General features: G+C 42.9%; 13 protein-coding genes. All 13 read left to right on the top strand.

What is annotated here, in order from left to right; all coding sequences use genetic code 11:
* On the top strand, nucleotides 1-72 hold a 72-nt coding region (locus Q4533_RS18930), incomplete at its 5' end, for a hypothetical protein (protein ID WP_131818057.1).
* A gap of 249 nt (nucleotides 73-321) precedes the next feature.
* Entirely contained in the window at nucleotides 322-693 is a 372-nt protein-coding gene (gene secE, locus Q4533_RS18935) for a preprotein translocase subunit SecE (RefSeq protein WP_102439681.1), read from the top strand.
* A gap of 8 nt (nucleotides 694-701) precedes the next feature.
* On the top strand, nucleotides 702-1253 hold the full coding sequence (gene nusG, locus Q4533_RS18940) for a transcription termination/antitermination protein NusG (protein WP_076543266.1): 552 nt from the start codon (nucleotides 702-704) through the stop codon (nucleotides 1251-1253).
* 129 nt (nucleotides 1254-1382) lie between these two features.
* The gene (gene rplK / locus Q4533_RS18945; RefSeq protein ID WP_076543265.1) at nucleotides 1383-1811 is read left to right on the top strand and encodes a 50S ribosomal protein L11; all 429 of its coding nucleotides are present in this window, start codon (nucleotides 1383-1385) and stop codon (nucleotides 1809-1811) included.
* A gap of 4 nt (nucleotides 1812-1815) precedes the next feature.
* Entirely contained in the window at nucleotides 1816-2517 is a 702-nt protein-coding gene (gene rplA, locus Q4533_RS18950; RefSeq protein WP_102439680.1) for a 50S ribosomal protein L1, read from the top strand.
* 279 nt (nucleotides 2518-2796) lie between these two features.
* A complete protein-coding gene (gene rplJ, locus Q4533_RS18955) occupies nucleotides 2797-3294 on the top strand; it encodes a 50S ribosomal protein L10 (protein ID WP_076543263.1) in 498 nt (165 codons plus the stop codon).
* 54 nt (nucleotides 3295-3348) lie between these two features.
* On the top strand, nucleotides 3349-3714 hold the full coding sequence (gene rplL, locus Q4533_RS18960) for a 50S ribosomal protein L7/L12 (RefSeq protein ID WP_076543262.1): 366 nt from the start codon (nucleotides 3349-3351) through the stop codon (nucleotides 3712-3714).
* 240 nt (nucleotides 3715-3954) lie between these two features.
* On the top strand, nucleotides 3955-7986 hold the full coding sequence (rpoB, locus tag Q4533_RS18965) for a DNA-directed RNA polymerase subunit beta (protein WP_102439679.1): 4032 nt from the start codon (nucleotides 3955-3957) through the stop codon (nucleotides 7984-7986).
* Nucleotides 7987-8068: 82 nt separating this feature from the next.
* Nucleotides 8069-12289 carry a DNA-directed RNA polymerase subunit beta' gene (rpoC, locus tag Q4533_RS18970; RefSeq protein WP_102476544.1) on the top strand — a complete coding sequence of 1407 codons (4221 nt, stop codon included), beginning with the start codon at nucleotides 8069-8071 and terminating at the stop codon, nucleotides 12287-12289.
* Between the two features lie 177 nt (nucleotides 12290-12466).
* On the top strand, nucleotides 12467-12841 hold the full coding sequence (gene rpsL / locus Q4533_RS18975) for a 30S ribosomal protein S12 (protein WP_076543259.1): 375 nt from the start codon (nucleotides 12467-12469) through the stop codon (nucleotides 12839-12841).
* A 77-nt stretch (nucleotides 12842-12918) separates the two neighbouring features.
* Entirely contained in the window at nucleotides 12919-13389 is a 471-nt protein-coding gene (rpsG, locus tag Q4533_RS18980) for a 30S ribosomal protein S7 (protein ID WP_076543258.1), read from the top strand.
* Between the two features lie 81 nt (nucleotides 13390-13470).
* Nucleotides 13471-15567: an elongation factor G gene (fusA, locus tag Q4533_RS18985; protein WP_102439677.1), complete on the top strand. Its 2097-nt coding sequence runs from the start codon at nucleotides 13471-13473 to the stop codon at nucleotides 15565-15567.
* A gap of 69 nt (nucleotides 15568-15636) precedes the next feature.
* Nucleotides 15637-15809, top strand: a 173-nt coding sequence (locus Q4533_RS18990; protein WP_303446844.1) for a GTP-binding protein, incomplete at its 3' end; no start/stop codon positions are given.

The raw sequence follows: 15809 nt of genomic DNA on the forward strand, positions 1-15809 counted from the left end.
GGTTTACGTTTCGCTATCCGTGAAGGTGGCCGTACTGTTGGTGCTGGTGTTGTAGCTAAAGTTATCGCTTAATAGCGATTTTAGTTAACACATAAAAAAAGGAAGCTTCGGCTTCCTTTTTTGTTTTTATTATTTTTTGTAAGATTTGCTGATGATCTCTAGTGTCATCCTTGCGAACTGACTAGAATAAGAATACAATCTATGGCCGATTTTTGACCCTGAGCTGATGCTTTTCGTGGCTTAATTCGGAAGTACTGATTGATAATGGTACACTTTATCAATTTTAAGCTCAGGTCTCTTAGTGAGTAACGGAACCAACCGATGACAACAAATACTGAAAACCAGACTAATTCTCTGGATATTGTTAAGTGGGGCATAGCAGTTATATTGATTGCCGCCGCTGTTATTGGCAACCAAGCATTTGGCGAAGCCAGTGTTGTGGTACGCGCTTTAGGCGTAATTGTTGCCTTTGTTCTTGCAGGTTTTATTGCTCTGCAAACTGTGAAAGGTAAAGAAGCTTTATCTTTTGCTCGTGAAGCTCACATTGAAGTTCGTAAAGTGGTTTGGCCTACGCGTCAAGAAGCGCTAAACACTACATTCATTGTTCTTGCTGCAACAGCTGTCGTAGCCGTTATCCTTTGGGGTTTCGACTGGGTACTTTTGCGCGTTGTTAACCTAATTACTGGCGTATAGGCATTTACATGACTGAAGCAACAGAAGCTAAAAAAAGATGGTATGTGATCCAAGCATTCTCGGGCTATGAAGGCCGTGTATGTAAAACATTGCTTGAACATATAAAAATGCACAACATGGAAGATTACTTCGCTGAGGTATTAGTACCGACAGAAGAAGTGGTTGAGATGCGTGCAGGTCAGCGTCGCAAAAGCGAACGTAAATTCTTCCCTGGCTATGTATTAGTACAGATGGAAATGAATGACGAAAGCTGGCATTTAGTTAAAAGTATTCCACGTGTTATGGGCTTTATCGGTGGTACATCTGACCGTCCAGCGCCTATTTCAGACAAAGAAGCGGATGCCATTCTTCAGCGTTTACAAGACACAGTTGAGTCACCGACTCATCGCGTTATGTATGAACCTGGTGAAGTTGTTCGTGTTAACGATGGTCCATTTGCTGATTTTAATGGCACTATCGAAGAAGTTGATTACGACAAGAACCGCGTTAAGGTTTCAGTAATGATCTTCGGTCGCTCTACTCCTGTTGAACTTGATTTCGATCAAGTTGAAAAGAGCTGATTAAATTAACTACAAATAGTATTTGTTTGCGGGTGCGAATTTTTGTATAATTCGCACCCGTAATTTTCAAGGGGAGCATATTGGCATGTAGCCGATACGCGTTTGAACCCAAACTGAGGATATGTCGACATGGCAAAGAAAATTGAAGCTTATATTAAGCTACAAGTAGCAGCCGGTGCTGCAAACCCGTCTCCACCAGTTGGACCTGCTTTAGGTCAAAAAGGTGTGAACATCATGGAATTCTGTAAAGCATTCAACGCTCGTACTGAAAAGTTCGAAAAAGGCATGCCAATTCCTGTTGTTATCACTGTATACAACGACCGTTCTTTCACGTTCGAAACTAAGACTCCTCCAGCATCTTTCTTATTATTGAAAGCTGCAGGTCTTAAGTCTGGTTCTGGCCGTCCGAACACTGAGAAAGTTGGTACTATCAAGCGTAGCGCAGTTCAAGAAATTGCTGAATCAAAAGCTACTGATATGACTGGCGCTGATATTGAAGCGATGACTCGCTCAATTGAAGGTACTGCACGTTCAATGGGTTTGGTAGTAGAGGACTAATATAATGGCAAAGCTAACTAAGCGCATGCGCGTTATCCGTGAAAAATTAGACGGAACTAAGAACTACGACATCAATGAAGCTACTGCTTTATTAAAAGAATTAGCAACTGCTAAGTTCGTAGAAAGTGTTGACGTTGCTGTTAACCTAGGTATCGATCCTCGTAAATCAGATCAAAACGTTCGTGGCGCTACAGTATTACCACATGGTACTGGCCGTGAAGTTCGTGTTGCTGTGTTTACACAGGGCGCAAACGCTGAAGCAGCTAAAGAAGCTGGTGCAGAACTTGTTGGTATGGAAGATCTTGCTGCACAAGTTAAAGCTGGCGAAATGAACTTTGACGTTGTTATCGCATCTCCAGATGCAATGCGCGTTGTTGGTATGTTAGGTCAAATCTTAGGCCCACGTGGTTTAATGCCTAACCCTAAAACTGGTACAGTAACGCCTAACGTTGCTGATGCAGTTAAAAATGCCAAAGCTGGTCAAGTTCGTTACCGTAACGACAAGAACGGTATTATCCACACTACTATCGGTAAAGTGGATTTCACACCAGTTCAGCTTAAAGAAAACTTAGAATCGCTTGTAGCGGCACTGAAAAAGGCTAAGCCTGCAGTTGCTAAAGGCGTTTACTTGAAGAAAGTTACTATCTCTACCACTATGGGTGCAGGCGTAACTATCGATCAAGGTAGCTTAGACGAAGTTAAGTAATATACAAAGCGTGCGTATTAGTCTATAATGCGCGCACTTTGTGGGTTGAGGTCTATTTTCTACGTGTGTTACTAATTTATTAGTCCGCTTATTGAATAGATTTCCGTCCAAGACCGTAGGTGTAATCTAACCATTACTTAATTTCCTACGTAGACGGTGTCAGACCCCCCAGATAGATTTTGTTCTGCTGGAAAATCTGCACCGTAAGTCGTTAAACACTTTGTGTTTAACATGGTTAATTCTAGGGAATTCCCTAGGTAGAATCCAGGAGTAAAGCCAATGGCATTAAGACTCGAAGACAAAAAAGCGATTGTTGCTGAAGTCAACGAAGCAGCCAAAGGTGCTTTATCTGCAGTTGTTGCCGATTCACGCGGTGTAACTGTAGGTGATATGACCGGTTTGCGTAAAGCAGCTCGTGAAGCTGGTGTATTTATACGTGTAGTACGTAATACATTAGTAAAACGCGCTGTAGCTGGTACTGATTTTGAGTGCCTTAGCGACACGTTTACAGGTCCTACTTTAATTGCCTTTTCTAACGAGCACCCAGGTGCTGCAGCACGTCTATTAAAAGACTTCGCTGCTACGCAAGAAAAGTTTGAAATTAAAGCAGCAGCCTTTGAAGGGGAAGTAATCCCTGCAGCAGATATTGATCGTTTAGCGAAATTACCAACTTACGACGAAGCACTAGCTCAGTTAATGATGACTCTAAAAGAAGCATCTGCTGGCAAGTTTGTTCGTACCTTGGCCGCTCTTCGCGATCAAAAAGAAGCAGCTTAATATTTTATTAGCCGCTTAATTAAATTGAATTCAGTACAATAGGAATTTTTTGTTATGTCTATCACAAAAGACCAAATCTTAGAAGCTTTCGCAGAAATGTCTGTAATGGAAGTTGTTGAACTTATCGAAGCAATGGAAGAAAAATTCGGCGTTTCTGCTGCAGCTGCAGTAGTTTCTGGTGGTGGTGATGCTGCCGCTGCTGTTGAGCAAACAGAATTTGACGTTGTTATGACATCTTTCGGTGCTAACAAAGTTGCTGTTATTAAAGCACTTCGTGGCGCTACAGGTCTTGGCCTGAAAGAAGCTAAAGCGATGGCTGAATCTGCACCAGTTGCAGTTAAAGAAGCTATCTCTAAAGAAGAAGCTGAAGCACTTCAAGCAGACCTAGTTGCTGCTGGCGCTGAAGTAGAAGTTAAGTAAGTTATACTTTAACTTACCACCTCCCGAGTAATCGGGCGGAGGCTGGCGGTTTTTTAACCGTCGGCCTTTTTTGCGCTATATGCGCAGGCGATTTTTTATTCACCGTTTGTCGCCAGTTTTAGCAGTTCCTAGCAGAGATTACTGGTTAGGTTCTTGCCATTAACGGTGATGGGCAAACGTGCTGATTTAATCTTTTGTATTATTTCAGTCTTGGTCACATCTCGTAAGTAGAGGAAACCCATGGTTTACTCCTATTCTGAAAAGAAGCGTATTCGTAAAGACTTTGGCAAACGCCCAAAAGTTTTGGATATTCCGTACCTATTGTCTATTCAATTAGACTCTTTTAAGAAGTTCACCGATCAAGATCCTACGGGTGAACGTGGCTTCGAAGCCGCATTCCGTAGCGTTTTTCCCATCAAGAGCTTTTCTGGCAACTCTGAACTGCAATACGTCAGTTATAAGTTAGGCGAGCCAGTTTTTGATGTGAAAGAGTGTCAGATCCGCGGTGTTACATATTCAGCTCCATTACGCGTTAAATTGCGTATGGTGTTATATGACCGTGAAGCTGCACCAGGCACAGTTAAAGACATTAAAGAACAAGAAGTCTACATGGGTGATATCCCATTAATGACTGATAACGGTACTTTTGTTATCAATGGTACTGAGCGTGTTATCGTGTCTCAGTTACACCGCTCACCAGGTGTATTCTTTGATCATGACCGTGGTAAAACCCACTCTTCAGGTAAAGTGTTATATAACGCACGTATTATTCCTTACCGTGGTTCATGGCTTGACTTTGAATTTGATCCAAAAGATGCCTTATTTGTACGTATTGACCGTCGTCGTAAATTACCTGCGACTATCATGCTACGTGCACTTGAGTTTTCTACTCAAGAAATCTTAGACTTATTCTTTGAACGTACTCAGTTCAAAATTAAGAAAGATTCTCTTGTTATGGCACTTGTACCAGACCGTTTACGTGGTGAAACTGCAAGTTACGATATTAAAGATTCAGAAGGCAATGTTCTTGTTGAAACTGGTCGTCGTATTACTGCTCGTCACATTAAACAACTTGAAAAAACTGCCACTACAGAACTTGAAGTACCTGTAGATTACATTGTTGGTAAGTTTGCTGCTCAAGATTATATCGATCAAGATACTGGTGAAGTACTTGTTAGCGCAAATGCTGAAATCACCCTTGAAGACCTTGCTAAACTTTCTTTAGCAGGCATTAAAGAAGTTGATACTTTGTTTATCAACGATCTTGATCATGGTGCTTATATTTCTGACACATTACGTATCGATTCTACAACTAACCGCTTAGAAGCATTAGTTGAAATCTACCGCATGATGCGTCCAGGTGAGCCACCAACCAAAGATGCTGCTGAAAGCTTATTCCAGAACTTGTTCTTCAGTGAAGAACGTTATGACTTATCTAAAGTAGGTCGTATGAAGTTCAACCGTCGTCTTGAGATTGCTGAAGACGAAGGCGCTGGCGTATTGTCTAAAGAAGACATCGTACACGTTATGAAGAAAATCATCGAAATCCGTAATGGTGACGATGAAGTCGATGATATCGACCATCTTGGTAACCGTCGTATTCGTAGCGTTGGCGAAATGGCTGAAAACCAATTCCGTGTTGGTCTAGTTCGTGTTGAGCGTGCTGTTCGTGAACGTCTATCATTAGGCGACTTGAACGAGTTGATGCCACAAGATCTTATCAATGCGAAGCCTATTTCGGCAGCAGTGAAAGAATTCTTTGGTTCTTCACAGCTGTCTCAATTCATGGATCAAAACAACCCGCTTTCAGAAGTAACGCATAAGCGTCGTATTTCTGCTTTAGGCCCAGGTGGTTTGACTCGTGAACGTGCAGGCTTCGAAGTACGTGACGTACATCCGACTCACTATGGTCGTCTATGTCCGATTGAAACGCCAGAGGGACCAAACATTGGTCTAATTAACTCTTTAGCAAGTTTCGCACGTACTAACTCATACGGCTTCCTAGAAACGCCTTATCGTAAGGTTGTTGATAGTGTAATTACTGATGAAGTTGAATACTTGTCAGCAATTGAAGAAGGTCGTTATGTTATTGCACAGGCAAACATTGAAGTAGATGGTTCTAGCCGAATCATTGAAGAGCAAGTTGCTTGTCGTCATAAAGGTGAATCTACCTTTATGCGTGCTGCTGACATTCAATATATGGATGTATCACCACAACAGATTATTTCTGTTGCGGCATCACTAATTCCGTTCCTAGAACACGATGATGCTAACCGTGCATTGATGGGTGCGAACATGCAACGTCAAGCGGTTCCTACTTTACGTGCTGATAAGCCGTTAGTCGGTACAGGTATTGAGCGCACTTTAGCGGTCGATTCTGGTGTTGTTGTTGCTGCGAAACGTGGCGGTGTTGTTGATTACGTTGATGCTAGCCGTATCGTTATCAAAGTTAATGAAGCAGAGTTAACACCGGGTGAAGCTGGTATTGATATCTACAACTTAACTAAGTATACCCGTTCAAACCAAAACACCTGTATTAACCAACGTCCTTGTTGTTCTGTTGGTGATCCAATTGTACGTGGTGATGTATTAGCTGACGGTCCATCAACCGATTTAGGTGATTTGGCTCTTGGTCAAAACATGCGTATCGCGTTCATGCCGTGGAATGGTTATAACTTCGAAGATTCTATCTTAATTTCTGAGCGCGTAGCGCAAGAAGATCGTTTTACTACTATTCATATCCAAGAGCTTTCATGTATTGCTCGTGATACGAAACTAGGTAGCGAAGAAATCACAGCTGATATTCCAAACGTAGGTGAGTCTGCTTTATCTAAACTAGATGAATCAGGTATCGTTTACATTGGTGCTGAAGTGAAAGGCGGCGACATTCTAGTTGGTAAAGTGACACCTAAAGGTGAAACTCAGCTGACGCCAGAAGAGAAGCTATTGCGTGCAATTTTCGGTGAGAAAGCTTCAGATGTTAAGGACAGCTCTTTACGTGTACCTAACTCTGTTAAAGGCACCATCATCGACGTTCAAGTATTCACTCGTGACGGTATCGAGAAAGATAAACGTGCGCTTGAAATTGAAGAGATGCATGTTAGCCAAGCTCGCAAAGATTTAGGCGAAGAGTTCCAGATCCTTGAAGAAGGTGTGTTGAGCCGTGCGCGTAACTTATTACTATCTACCGGTTTCTCAGAAGCTAAATTAGCAGAGCTACCGCGTAAAGATGTATTAATTCAAGTTATCGATGACGAAGCTAAACAAACTGAACTTGAGCAATTAGCTGAGCAACATGAAGAGCTAAAAGCAGACTTCGATAAGAAGTTTGAAGTTAAGCGTCGTAAGATCACCCAAGGTGATGACTTAGCACCTGGTGTACTGAAAATTGTTAAGGTTTACCTAGCAGTTAAACGTACTATCCAACCTGGTGATAAGATGGCGGGTCGTCACGGTAACAAGGGTGTAATCTCTAAGATTTGTCCTATCGAAGACATGCCTTACGATGAAACTGGTGATCCAGTTGATATCGTACTTAACCCATTGGGCGTACCATCGCGTATGAACATTGGTCAGGTACTAGAAGTCCACTTAGGTGCTGCAGCTAAAGGTATCGGTAATCGTATTACTGCTATGCTTGAAGAGCAACGCGAACTGGCAGAGCTACGTAGCTACATTCAGCAGGTTTATGACTTAGGTGATGACGTTCTTCAGAAAGTCGACATCAGTACATTTAGCGACCATGAAGTAGTGCGCTTAGCTAAGAACCTGAGAGGCGGCATACCAATTGCTACGCCAGCTTTCGATGGTGCTAAAGAGAAAGAGATCAAGCAAATGCTTGAACTTGCAGGCTTACCTTCATCTGGCCAGTTAACATTATGTGACGGCCGTACCGGTAACGAATTTGAGCGTAAAGTAACTGTTGGTTACATGTACATGCTTAAATTGAACCATTTAGTTGATGACAAGATGCACGCCCGTTCAACCGGTTCGTACAGCTTAGTTACACAACAACCATTGGGCGGTAAAGCTCAATTCGGTGGTCAGCGTTTCGGTGAGATGGAAGTATGGGCACTAGAAGCATACGGTGCTGCATATACTCTTCAGGAAATGCTAACGGTTAAATCAGATGACGTTAACGGTCGTACTCAGATGTATAAAAACATCGTCGACGGTAACCATCAGATGCACCCAGGCATGCCTGAGTCTTTCAACGTATTGTTGAAGGAAATTCGTTCACTTGGTATTAATATCGAGTTGGATCAAGAGTAAGCATCGCTCTTAAGCAATGTTTGGTAACCAAGGATGCTTTGCAATAGCAAGGCATCTGGTTTAACTCCTTCAGGAGAGAAACGTGAAAGACTTATTAAAGTTTCTTAAACAGCAAAGCAAGACTGAAGAATTTAACGGAATCAAAATTGGTTTGGCTTCGCCAGATCTAATCCGTTCTTGGTCTTTTGGTGAAGTTAAAAAACCAGAAACCATTAACTACCGTACCTTTAAACCTGAACGTGAAGGTTTATTCTGTGCGCGTATTTTCGGTCCTGTGAAAGATTACGAATGTTTGTGTGGTAAATACAAGCGTTTGAAGCACCGTGGTGTTATTTGTGAGAAGTGTGGCGTTGAAGTTACACAGACTAAAGTGCGTCGTGAGCGCATGGGTCATATTGATCTTGCAAGCCCAGTTGCCCACATTTGGTTCTTGAAATCACTTCCGTCTCGTATCGGCTTAATGCTTGATATGACACTTCGTGACATCGAACGTGTACTTTACTTCGAATCATTTGTTGTGATCGAGCCTGGCATGACCAGTCTTGAACGTGGCCAAATGCTTACTGAAGAAACGTATCTTGATGCACTTGAAGAATACGGTGACGAGTTCGAAGCTAAAATGGGTGCTGAAGCAGTCTTAGACTTGCTACGTGCAATTGATTTAGAAGAACAGATCGAACAAATGCGTGAAGAGTTGCCTTCAATCAACTCTGAAACCCGTCGTAAAAAGGTCACTAAACGCCTTAAACTGATGGAAGCATTCTTCACTTCAGGTAACAAGCCTGAGTGGATGATCTTAAAAGTTCTACCGGTTCTACCACCTGATTTACGTCCTCTAGTACCACTAGATGGCGGACGTTTTGCTACGTCTGATTTGAACGACCTTTACCGTCGTGTAATCAACCGTAACAACCGTCTAAAACGTCTATTAGACTTAGCTGCGCCAGACATTATCGTACGTAACGAAAAGCGTATGTTACAAGAGTCTGTTGATGCGCTATTAGATAATGGTCGTCGTGGTCGTGCTATTACAGGTTCTAACAAGCGTCCGCTAAAATCTTTGGCCGATATGATCAAAGGTAAGCAAGGTCGTTTCCGTCAGAACTTACTTGGTAAGCGTGTTGACTACTCAGGCCGTTCGGTAATTACCGTAGGTCCTACTTTACGTCTGCACCAGTGTGGTCTTCCTAAGAAGATGGCACTTGAGCTATTCAAACCATTCATTTATGGCAAGCTAGAAGGTCGTGGTTTAGCTACTACGATTAAAGCTGCTAAGAAAATGGTTGAACGCGAACAGCCAGAAGTATGGGATGTTTTAGACGAAGTAATTCGTGAACATCCAGTTATGCTTAACCGTGCACCAACACTTCATAGACTTGGTATCCAGGCATTTGAGCCGGTACTAATTGAAGGTAAAGCTATTCAATTGCACCCATTAGTATGTGCGGCATATAACGCCGACTTCGATGGTGACCAAATGGCTGTGCACGTACCGTTAACGCTTGAAGCTCAATTAGAAGCTCGCTCGTTAATGATGTCGACAAACAACATCCTTTCTCCAGCAAATGGTGAGCCAGTAATCACGCCTTCTCAAGACGTGGTACTTGGTCTTTACTATACCAGCCGTGAATGTGTTAACGGCCGTGGTGAAGGTATGACATTTATGTCTGTTGATGAAGTTGAAAAAGCGTACGCAACAGGTGCTGCAGAATTGCATGCACGCGTTAAAGTACGTATTACAGAGACTTCAACTGACGACAATGGTGAAAAGACTCAAAGCCGTCGTATTGTAGATACTACAGTGGGCCGTGCATTGTTATCGCAGATCTTGCCTAAAGGCTTACCCTATGAACTGGTTAACCAGAACATGGGTAAAAAGCAAATCTCGAAACTATTGAACACTTGTTACCGTGCGCTAGGCCTAAAAGATACTGTTATCTTTGCTGACCAATTAATGTATACCGGTTTCCGTTATGCAACTATCTCTGGTGCCTCTGTTGGTATCAACGATATGGTTATCCCAGATGAGAAGTACACTTTAGTTGAAGAAGCTGAACGTGAAGTGCTTGAAATTCAAGAGCAGTTCCAATCAGGTCTGGTTACCGCTGGTGAGCGTTACAACAAAGTTATCGATATTTGGGCAAGTACCAACGATAAAATCTCTAAAGCGATGATGGACAACTTGAAGAAAGAAGTTGTTATCAATCGTGATGGCGAAGAAGAAGAGCAAGATTCGTTTAACAGCATCTATATGATGGCTGACTCGGGCGCTCGTGGTAGTGCTGCTCAGATCCGTCAGTTAGCGGGTATGCGTGGTCTGATGGCTAAGCCAGATGGCTCAATCATCGAAACCCCAATTACTGCGAACTTCCGTGAAGGTCTAAACGTACTTCAGTACTTCATCTCTACTCACGGTGCGCGTAAAGGTCTTGCCGATACCGCATTGAAAACAGCTAACTCGGGTTACCTAACTCGACGTCTTGTTGACGTTGCACAAGATCTAGTTGTTATTGAAGATGATTGTGGCACTGAAGCTGGCTTAACCATGAAGCCGTTGATTGAAGGTGGTGATGTTAAAGAGCCTCTTCGTGAACGTGTTCTTGGTCGTGTTGTTGCTATTGACGTACTTGAGCCTGGTACTGAAAAAGTACTTGCTCCACGCAATACGCTACTTGACGAAGCATGGTGTGATCTTCTTGAAGAGCACAGCGTTGATGAAGTTATCGTACGTTCTGTAATTTCATGTGAAACAGACTTTGGTGTTTGTGCCGCATGTTACGGTCGTGACTTAGCTCGTGGTCATATCATTAACCACGGTGAAGCTATCGGTGTTGTTGCTGCTCAATCAATCGGTGAGCCAGGTACACAGCTTACGATGCGTACCTTCCACATTGGTGGTGCAGCATCTCGTGACTCTGCTGAAAACAATGTTCAAGTTAAGAACTCAGGTACACTGAAGCTTCATAATGCGAAATACGTTAAGAGCATCGACAACAAGTTAGTTATTGTTTCTCGTTCATCTGAACTTGCAATCATTGACGAACTTGGTCGTGAAAAAGAGCGTTACAGAGTACCTTACGGTACTGTTTTAGAAGTGTTGGAAGACAGTGAAGTGGCAGCAGGCGCAATTATTGCGAACTGGGATCCACATACTCACCCAATTATTTCTGAAGTAGCCGGTTCAGTTAAATTCGTAGACATGATTGAAGGCGTTACTATGACGCGTCAAACAGATGACCTAACTGGTCTGTCTTCGATTGTGGTACTTGACCCAAGTGCTCGTAGCACAGCTGGTAAAGAAATGCGTCCTGCTATCCGTCTAATCGACGCTGATGGCAACGATCTTATGATCCCGGGTACCGATGTACCTGCGCAGTATTTCTTACCTGGTAACGCGATTGTAGCGAAAGACGATAATGCACAAATTAACGTTGGTGATGCTTTAGCACGTATTCCTCAGGAATCGTCTAAAACTCGCGATATTACCGGTGGTCTACCACGTGTTGCTGACTTGTTCGAAGCTCGTAAACCAAAAGAGCCTGCTATCCTTGCTGAAATCTCGGGTACTATCTCATTCGGTAAAGAAACCAAAGGTAAAGTACGTCTAGTCATCAGCCCTGCTGATGGTAGTGATCATTATGAAGAAATGATCCCTAAATGGCGTAACCTGAACGTGTTCGAAGGTGAAAAAGTTGAACGTGGTGAAGTTATTGCTGATGGCCCAGAAGCTGCGCATGACATCCTACGTTTACGTGGCATCCATCATGTTGCTAACTATATTGTTGATGAAGTTCAAGACGTTTACCGCCTACAGGGCGTTAAAATCAATGATAAGCACATTGAGGTGATTATTCGCCAAATGCTACGTAAGTGCTTAATTACTGACGCTGGTGATACCGAATTCTTAGTCGGTGAACAAGCTGAAGTTGCCCGCGTTAAGATCGCTAACCGCGAACTTGAAGCACAAGGCAAAACACCTGCGAAGTTTGAGCGTGAATTATTAGGTATTACCAAAGCATCTTTGGCTACTGAATCATTCATCTCAGCTGCATCGTTCCAGGAAACAACTCGCGTACTAACCGAAGCTGCTGTTGGCGGTAAGAGCGATCCATTACGTGGTCTGAAAGAAAACGTAATTGTTGGTCGTCTAATCCCAGCTGGTACCGGTTATGCATATCACACAGCTCGTAATGAAGCTCGTGCGAATGTCAAATCAGACAATGCAGAAGCGCCAGTGATCACTGCAAGTGAAGCAGAGAAGAACTTAGCTGACTTACTTAACTTAGCCGGAAGTGCTGATTAAAGTAAATGGTATGTTAAAAAAGGCGCCTTTGGCGCCTTTTTTATTGGAAATTGCATGAAAAGTTGTCTATTTCTTGACAGTTGGCCATTACCTTTCTAAACTTTCGCGTCCCATCATAGTGGGATATAGATTTTTCACACAAAATTGTTGAGATATTTCAACTGAACGGAGCTATTCATGGCAACTGTAAACCAGTTGGTACGTAAGCCTCGCTCGCCAAAAGTCGAAAAGACTAACGTGCCAGCGTTGAATGCGTGTCCACAAAAACGTGGAGTTTGTACTCGTGTGTACACAACTACTCCTAAAAAACCTAACTCTGCACTACGTAAAGTAGCACGTGTTCGCTTAACTAACGGTTTCGAAGTTACTTCGTACATCGGTGGTGAAGGTCACAACTTGCAGGAACATAGTGTAATTCTAATCCGTGGTGGTCGTGTTAAAGATCTACCTGGTGTGCGTTACCACACTATTCGCGGTGCATTAGATTGTGCTGGCGTAAGTGCTCGTCGCAACGGCCGTTCTAAGTACGGTGCTAAGCGTCCTAAGTCGTAACTTGTCCGTTTAAGTAAGGCCAAGCTAGTTAAAAAAATTCCAGTTTTGGAAGTACCTGAAGCATACGGAGAATTGTTATGCCAAGACGTCGCGTTGTAGGACAACGTAAAATCCTACCAGATCCAAAGTTCAAAAGTGAGTTGTTGGCTAAGTTCATCAACGTCATTATGGTTGACGGTAAAAAGTCAACTGCTGAAAAAATTATCTACCAAGCATTAGATGTTGTCGCTGAAAAGAAAAGCGAAGAGCATTTAAGCATCCTTGAAGCTGCTCTTGATAATGTTCGTCCATCAGTCGAAGTTAAATCTCGTCGCGTTGGTGGTTCAACTTATCAAGTACCATGTGAAGTTCGTCCAGTGCGTCGTAACGCACTAGCGATGCGCTGGTTAGTTGAAGCTGCTCGCAAGCGTGGTGAAAAATCTATGGCTCTACGTCTAGCTGGTGAAATGCTAGACGCATCTGAAAACAAAGGTACTGCTGTTAAGAAGCGTGAAGACGTGCATCGCATGGCTGAAGCTAACAAAGCCTTTGCTCATTACCGTTGGTAATTTGATGGAGTGGGCGTTAGCCCACTCCATATTGTTGATATTTTCTAAAGCACTTTAGCTTTAGTTGAGAGGGTATAAATAGTGGCTCGTACAACCCCAATTGAGCGTTATCGTAATATCGGTATCGTTGCTCATGTGGATGCAGGTAAAACTACCACAACAGAACGTGTTCTGTTCTATACCGGTTTGTCTCATAAAATCGGTGAGGTGCATGACGGCGCCGCTACCACTGACTGGATGGTTCAAGAGCAAGAGCGTGGTATTACTATCACATCTGCTGCTGTAACCACATTCTGGCGTGGTATGGATGCTCAATTCACCGAACATCGTATTAATATCATCGATACCCCTGGTCATGTTGACTTTACTATTGAAGTAGAACGTTCGCTTCGAGTACTTGATGGTGCAGTTGTTGTCTTCTGCGGATCATCAGGTGTCGAGCCACAATCTGAAACTGTTTGGCGTCAAGCTGATAAGTATCAGGTACCGCGCATGGTATTCGTTAATAAAATGGATCGTGCAGGTGCTGACTTTGATAGTGTCATCGACCAAATCCGTAACCGCCTAGGTGCGACTTGTGTCCCTATTCAATTGAATATTGGCGCTGAGGAGAACTTTAAAGGGGTTATTGATTTAATTAAGATGAAAGCAATTAATTGGTCTGAAAAAGACCAAGGAACGACTTTCTCTTATGAAGAAATTCCTGCAGATCTTCTCGCTAAGGCAGAAGAAATGCATGAGTATCTCGTGGAAAGTGCTGCAGAGGCCTCTGATGAATTGATGGAAAAATACCTTGAAGAAGGTGAGCTATCAGAATTAGAGATCAAGCAAGCATTACGTCAGCGCACAATTAACAATGAAATAGTATTAGCAACTTGTGGTTCTGCATTTAAGAACAAAGGTGTTCAAGCTGTTTTAGATGGTGTGGTCGATTACTTACCGGCTCCTACTGAAGTCCCTGCAATTAAAGGGATTGACGAGAACGATAATGAAGTCGAACGTCCATCAGACGATAATGCCCCTTTTGCGGCATTAGCGTTTAAAATTGCGACTGATCCATTTGTTGGAACTTTAACCTTTATCCGTGTATATTCAGGCGTATTAGAGTCGGGTGCAGCGGTTTACAACTCTGTCAAAGAGAAACGTGAACGCGTCGGCCGAATCGTACAAATGCATGCAAATGACCGAACCGAGCTGAAAGAAGTTCGTGCTGGTGATATTGCCGCGGCAATTGGCTTAAAAGATGTTACAACAGGAGATACTCTTTGCGCAAATGATCACAAAGTGATTTTAGAACGCATGGAGTTTCCAGAACCTGTAATTACTATTGCCGTTGAGCCACGTTCGCAAGCAGACCAAGATAAAATGGCGATTGCGCTGCAAAAATTAGCAGCTGAAGACCCGTCTTTTAGAGTGGAAACTGATGCAGAATCAGCTCAAACATTGATTTCTGGCATGGGTGAATTACATTTAGACATTATCGTAGACAGAATGCGTCGCGAATTTAATGTAGATTGTAACGTAGGTAAACCTCAGGTTGCTTATCGTGAAACAATTCGCTCAGCAGTTGAAGTGGAAGGTAAGTTCGTACGTCAATCAGGCGGACGTGGTCAGTTTGGCCATGTGTGGTTGAAAGTTGAACCTTCTGAAGAAGGTCAAGGCTACGAATTTGTTAACGAAATCGTTGGTGGTGCAGTTCCTCGTGAATTCATCCCATCCGTTGACAAAGGTATTCAAGAGCAAATGAATAACGGCGTATTAGCTGGTTATCCAATGCTTGATGTGAAAGTGACTTTATTTGACGGCTCATATCATGATGTCGACTCAAATGAGATGGCTTTCAAAATTGCTGGTTCAATGGGCTTCAAAAAGGGTGCGCTTGAAGCAACCCCTGTGTTACTAGAACCCACAATGAAAGTGGAAATAACCACACCTGAAAATAACATGGGCGATGTAGTGGGTGATTTGAACCGACGTCGCGGTATTATTGAAGGTATGGATGATGGTCTGGGTGGTGTTAAAATTATCCACGCTGTTGTACCGCTTTCTGAAATGTTTGGTTATGCTACTGACTTGCGAAGTGCAACTCAGGGTCGTGCTTCATACTCTATGGAGTTCTTAAAGTACGACGATGCACCATCAAATATTGCAAAGGCAATTATTGAATCACGTACTTAAATTTTTAAGTACTTAATTAACTGTTATATAGCTCGTTGTCGAGCACTTCTGAAAAGAAAGGAATATATCGTGGCTAAAGAAAAATTTGAACGTAGTAAACCACACGTAAACGTGGGTACAATTGGTCACGTCGACCATGGTAAAACTACTCTTACAGCAGCTATCTCAGCTGTATTGTCAAAAGTATATGGTGGTGAAGTTAAAGATTTCGCACAAATCGATAACGCTCCAGAAGAGCGTGA

The sequence above is a fragment of the Shewanella sp. 6_MG-2023 genome (assembly GCF_030547195.1).
Classification (GTDB): Bacteria; Pseudomonadota; Gammaproteobacteria; order Enterobacterales; family Shewanellaceae; genus Shewanella.

Excerpts from the sequence above, each read along its gene's own strand:
- secE (WP_102439681.1), top strand. The coding sequence starts at position 322 with ATGACAACAAATACTGAAAACCAGACTAATTCTCTGGATATTGTTAAG.
- nusG (WP_076543266.1), top strand. The coding sequence starts at position 702 with ATGACTGAAGCAACAGAAGCTAAAAAAAGATGGTATGTGATCCAAGCA.
- rplK (WP_076543265.1), top strand. The coding sequence starts at position 1,383 with ATGGCAAAGAAAATTGAAGCTTATATTAAGCTACAAGTAGCAGCCGGT.
- rplA (WP_102439680.1), top strand. The coding sequence starts at position 1,816 with ATGGCAAAGCTAACTAAGCGCATGCGCGTTATCCGTGAAAAATTAGAC.
- rplJ (WP_076543263.1), top strand. The coding sequence starts at position 2,797 with ATGGCATTAAGACTCGAAGACAAAAAAGCGATTGTTGCTGAAGTCAAC.
- rplL (WP_076543262.1), top strand. The coding sequence starts at position 3,349 with ATGTCTATCACAAAAGACCAAATCTTAGAAGCTTTCGCAGAAATGTCT.
- rpoB (WP_102439679.1), top strand. The coding sequence starts at position 3,955 with ATGGTTTACTCCTATTCTGAAAAGAAGCGTATTCGTAAAGACTTTGGC.
- rpsL (WP_076543259.1), top strand. The coding sequence starts at position 12,467 with ATGGCAACTGTAAACCAGTTGGTACGTAAGCCTCGCTCGCCAAAAGTC.
- rpsG (WP_076543258.1), top strand. The coding sequence starts at position 12,919 with ATGCCAAGACGTCGCGTTGTAGGACAACGTAAAATCCTACCAGATCCA.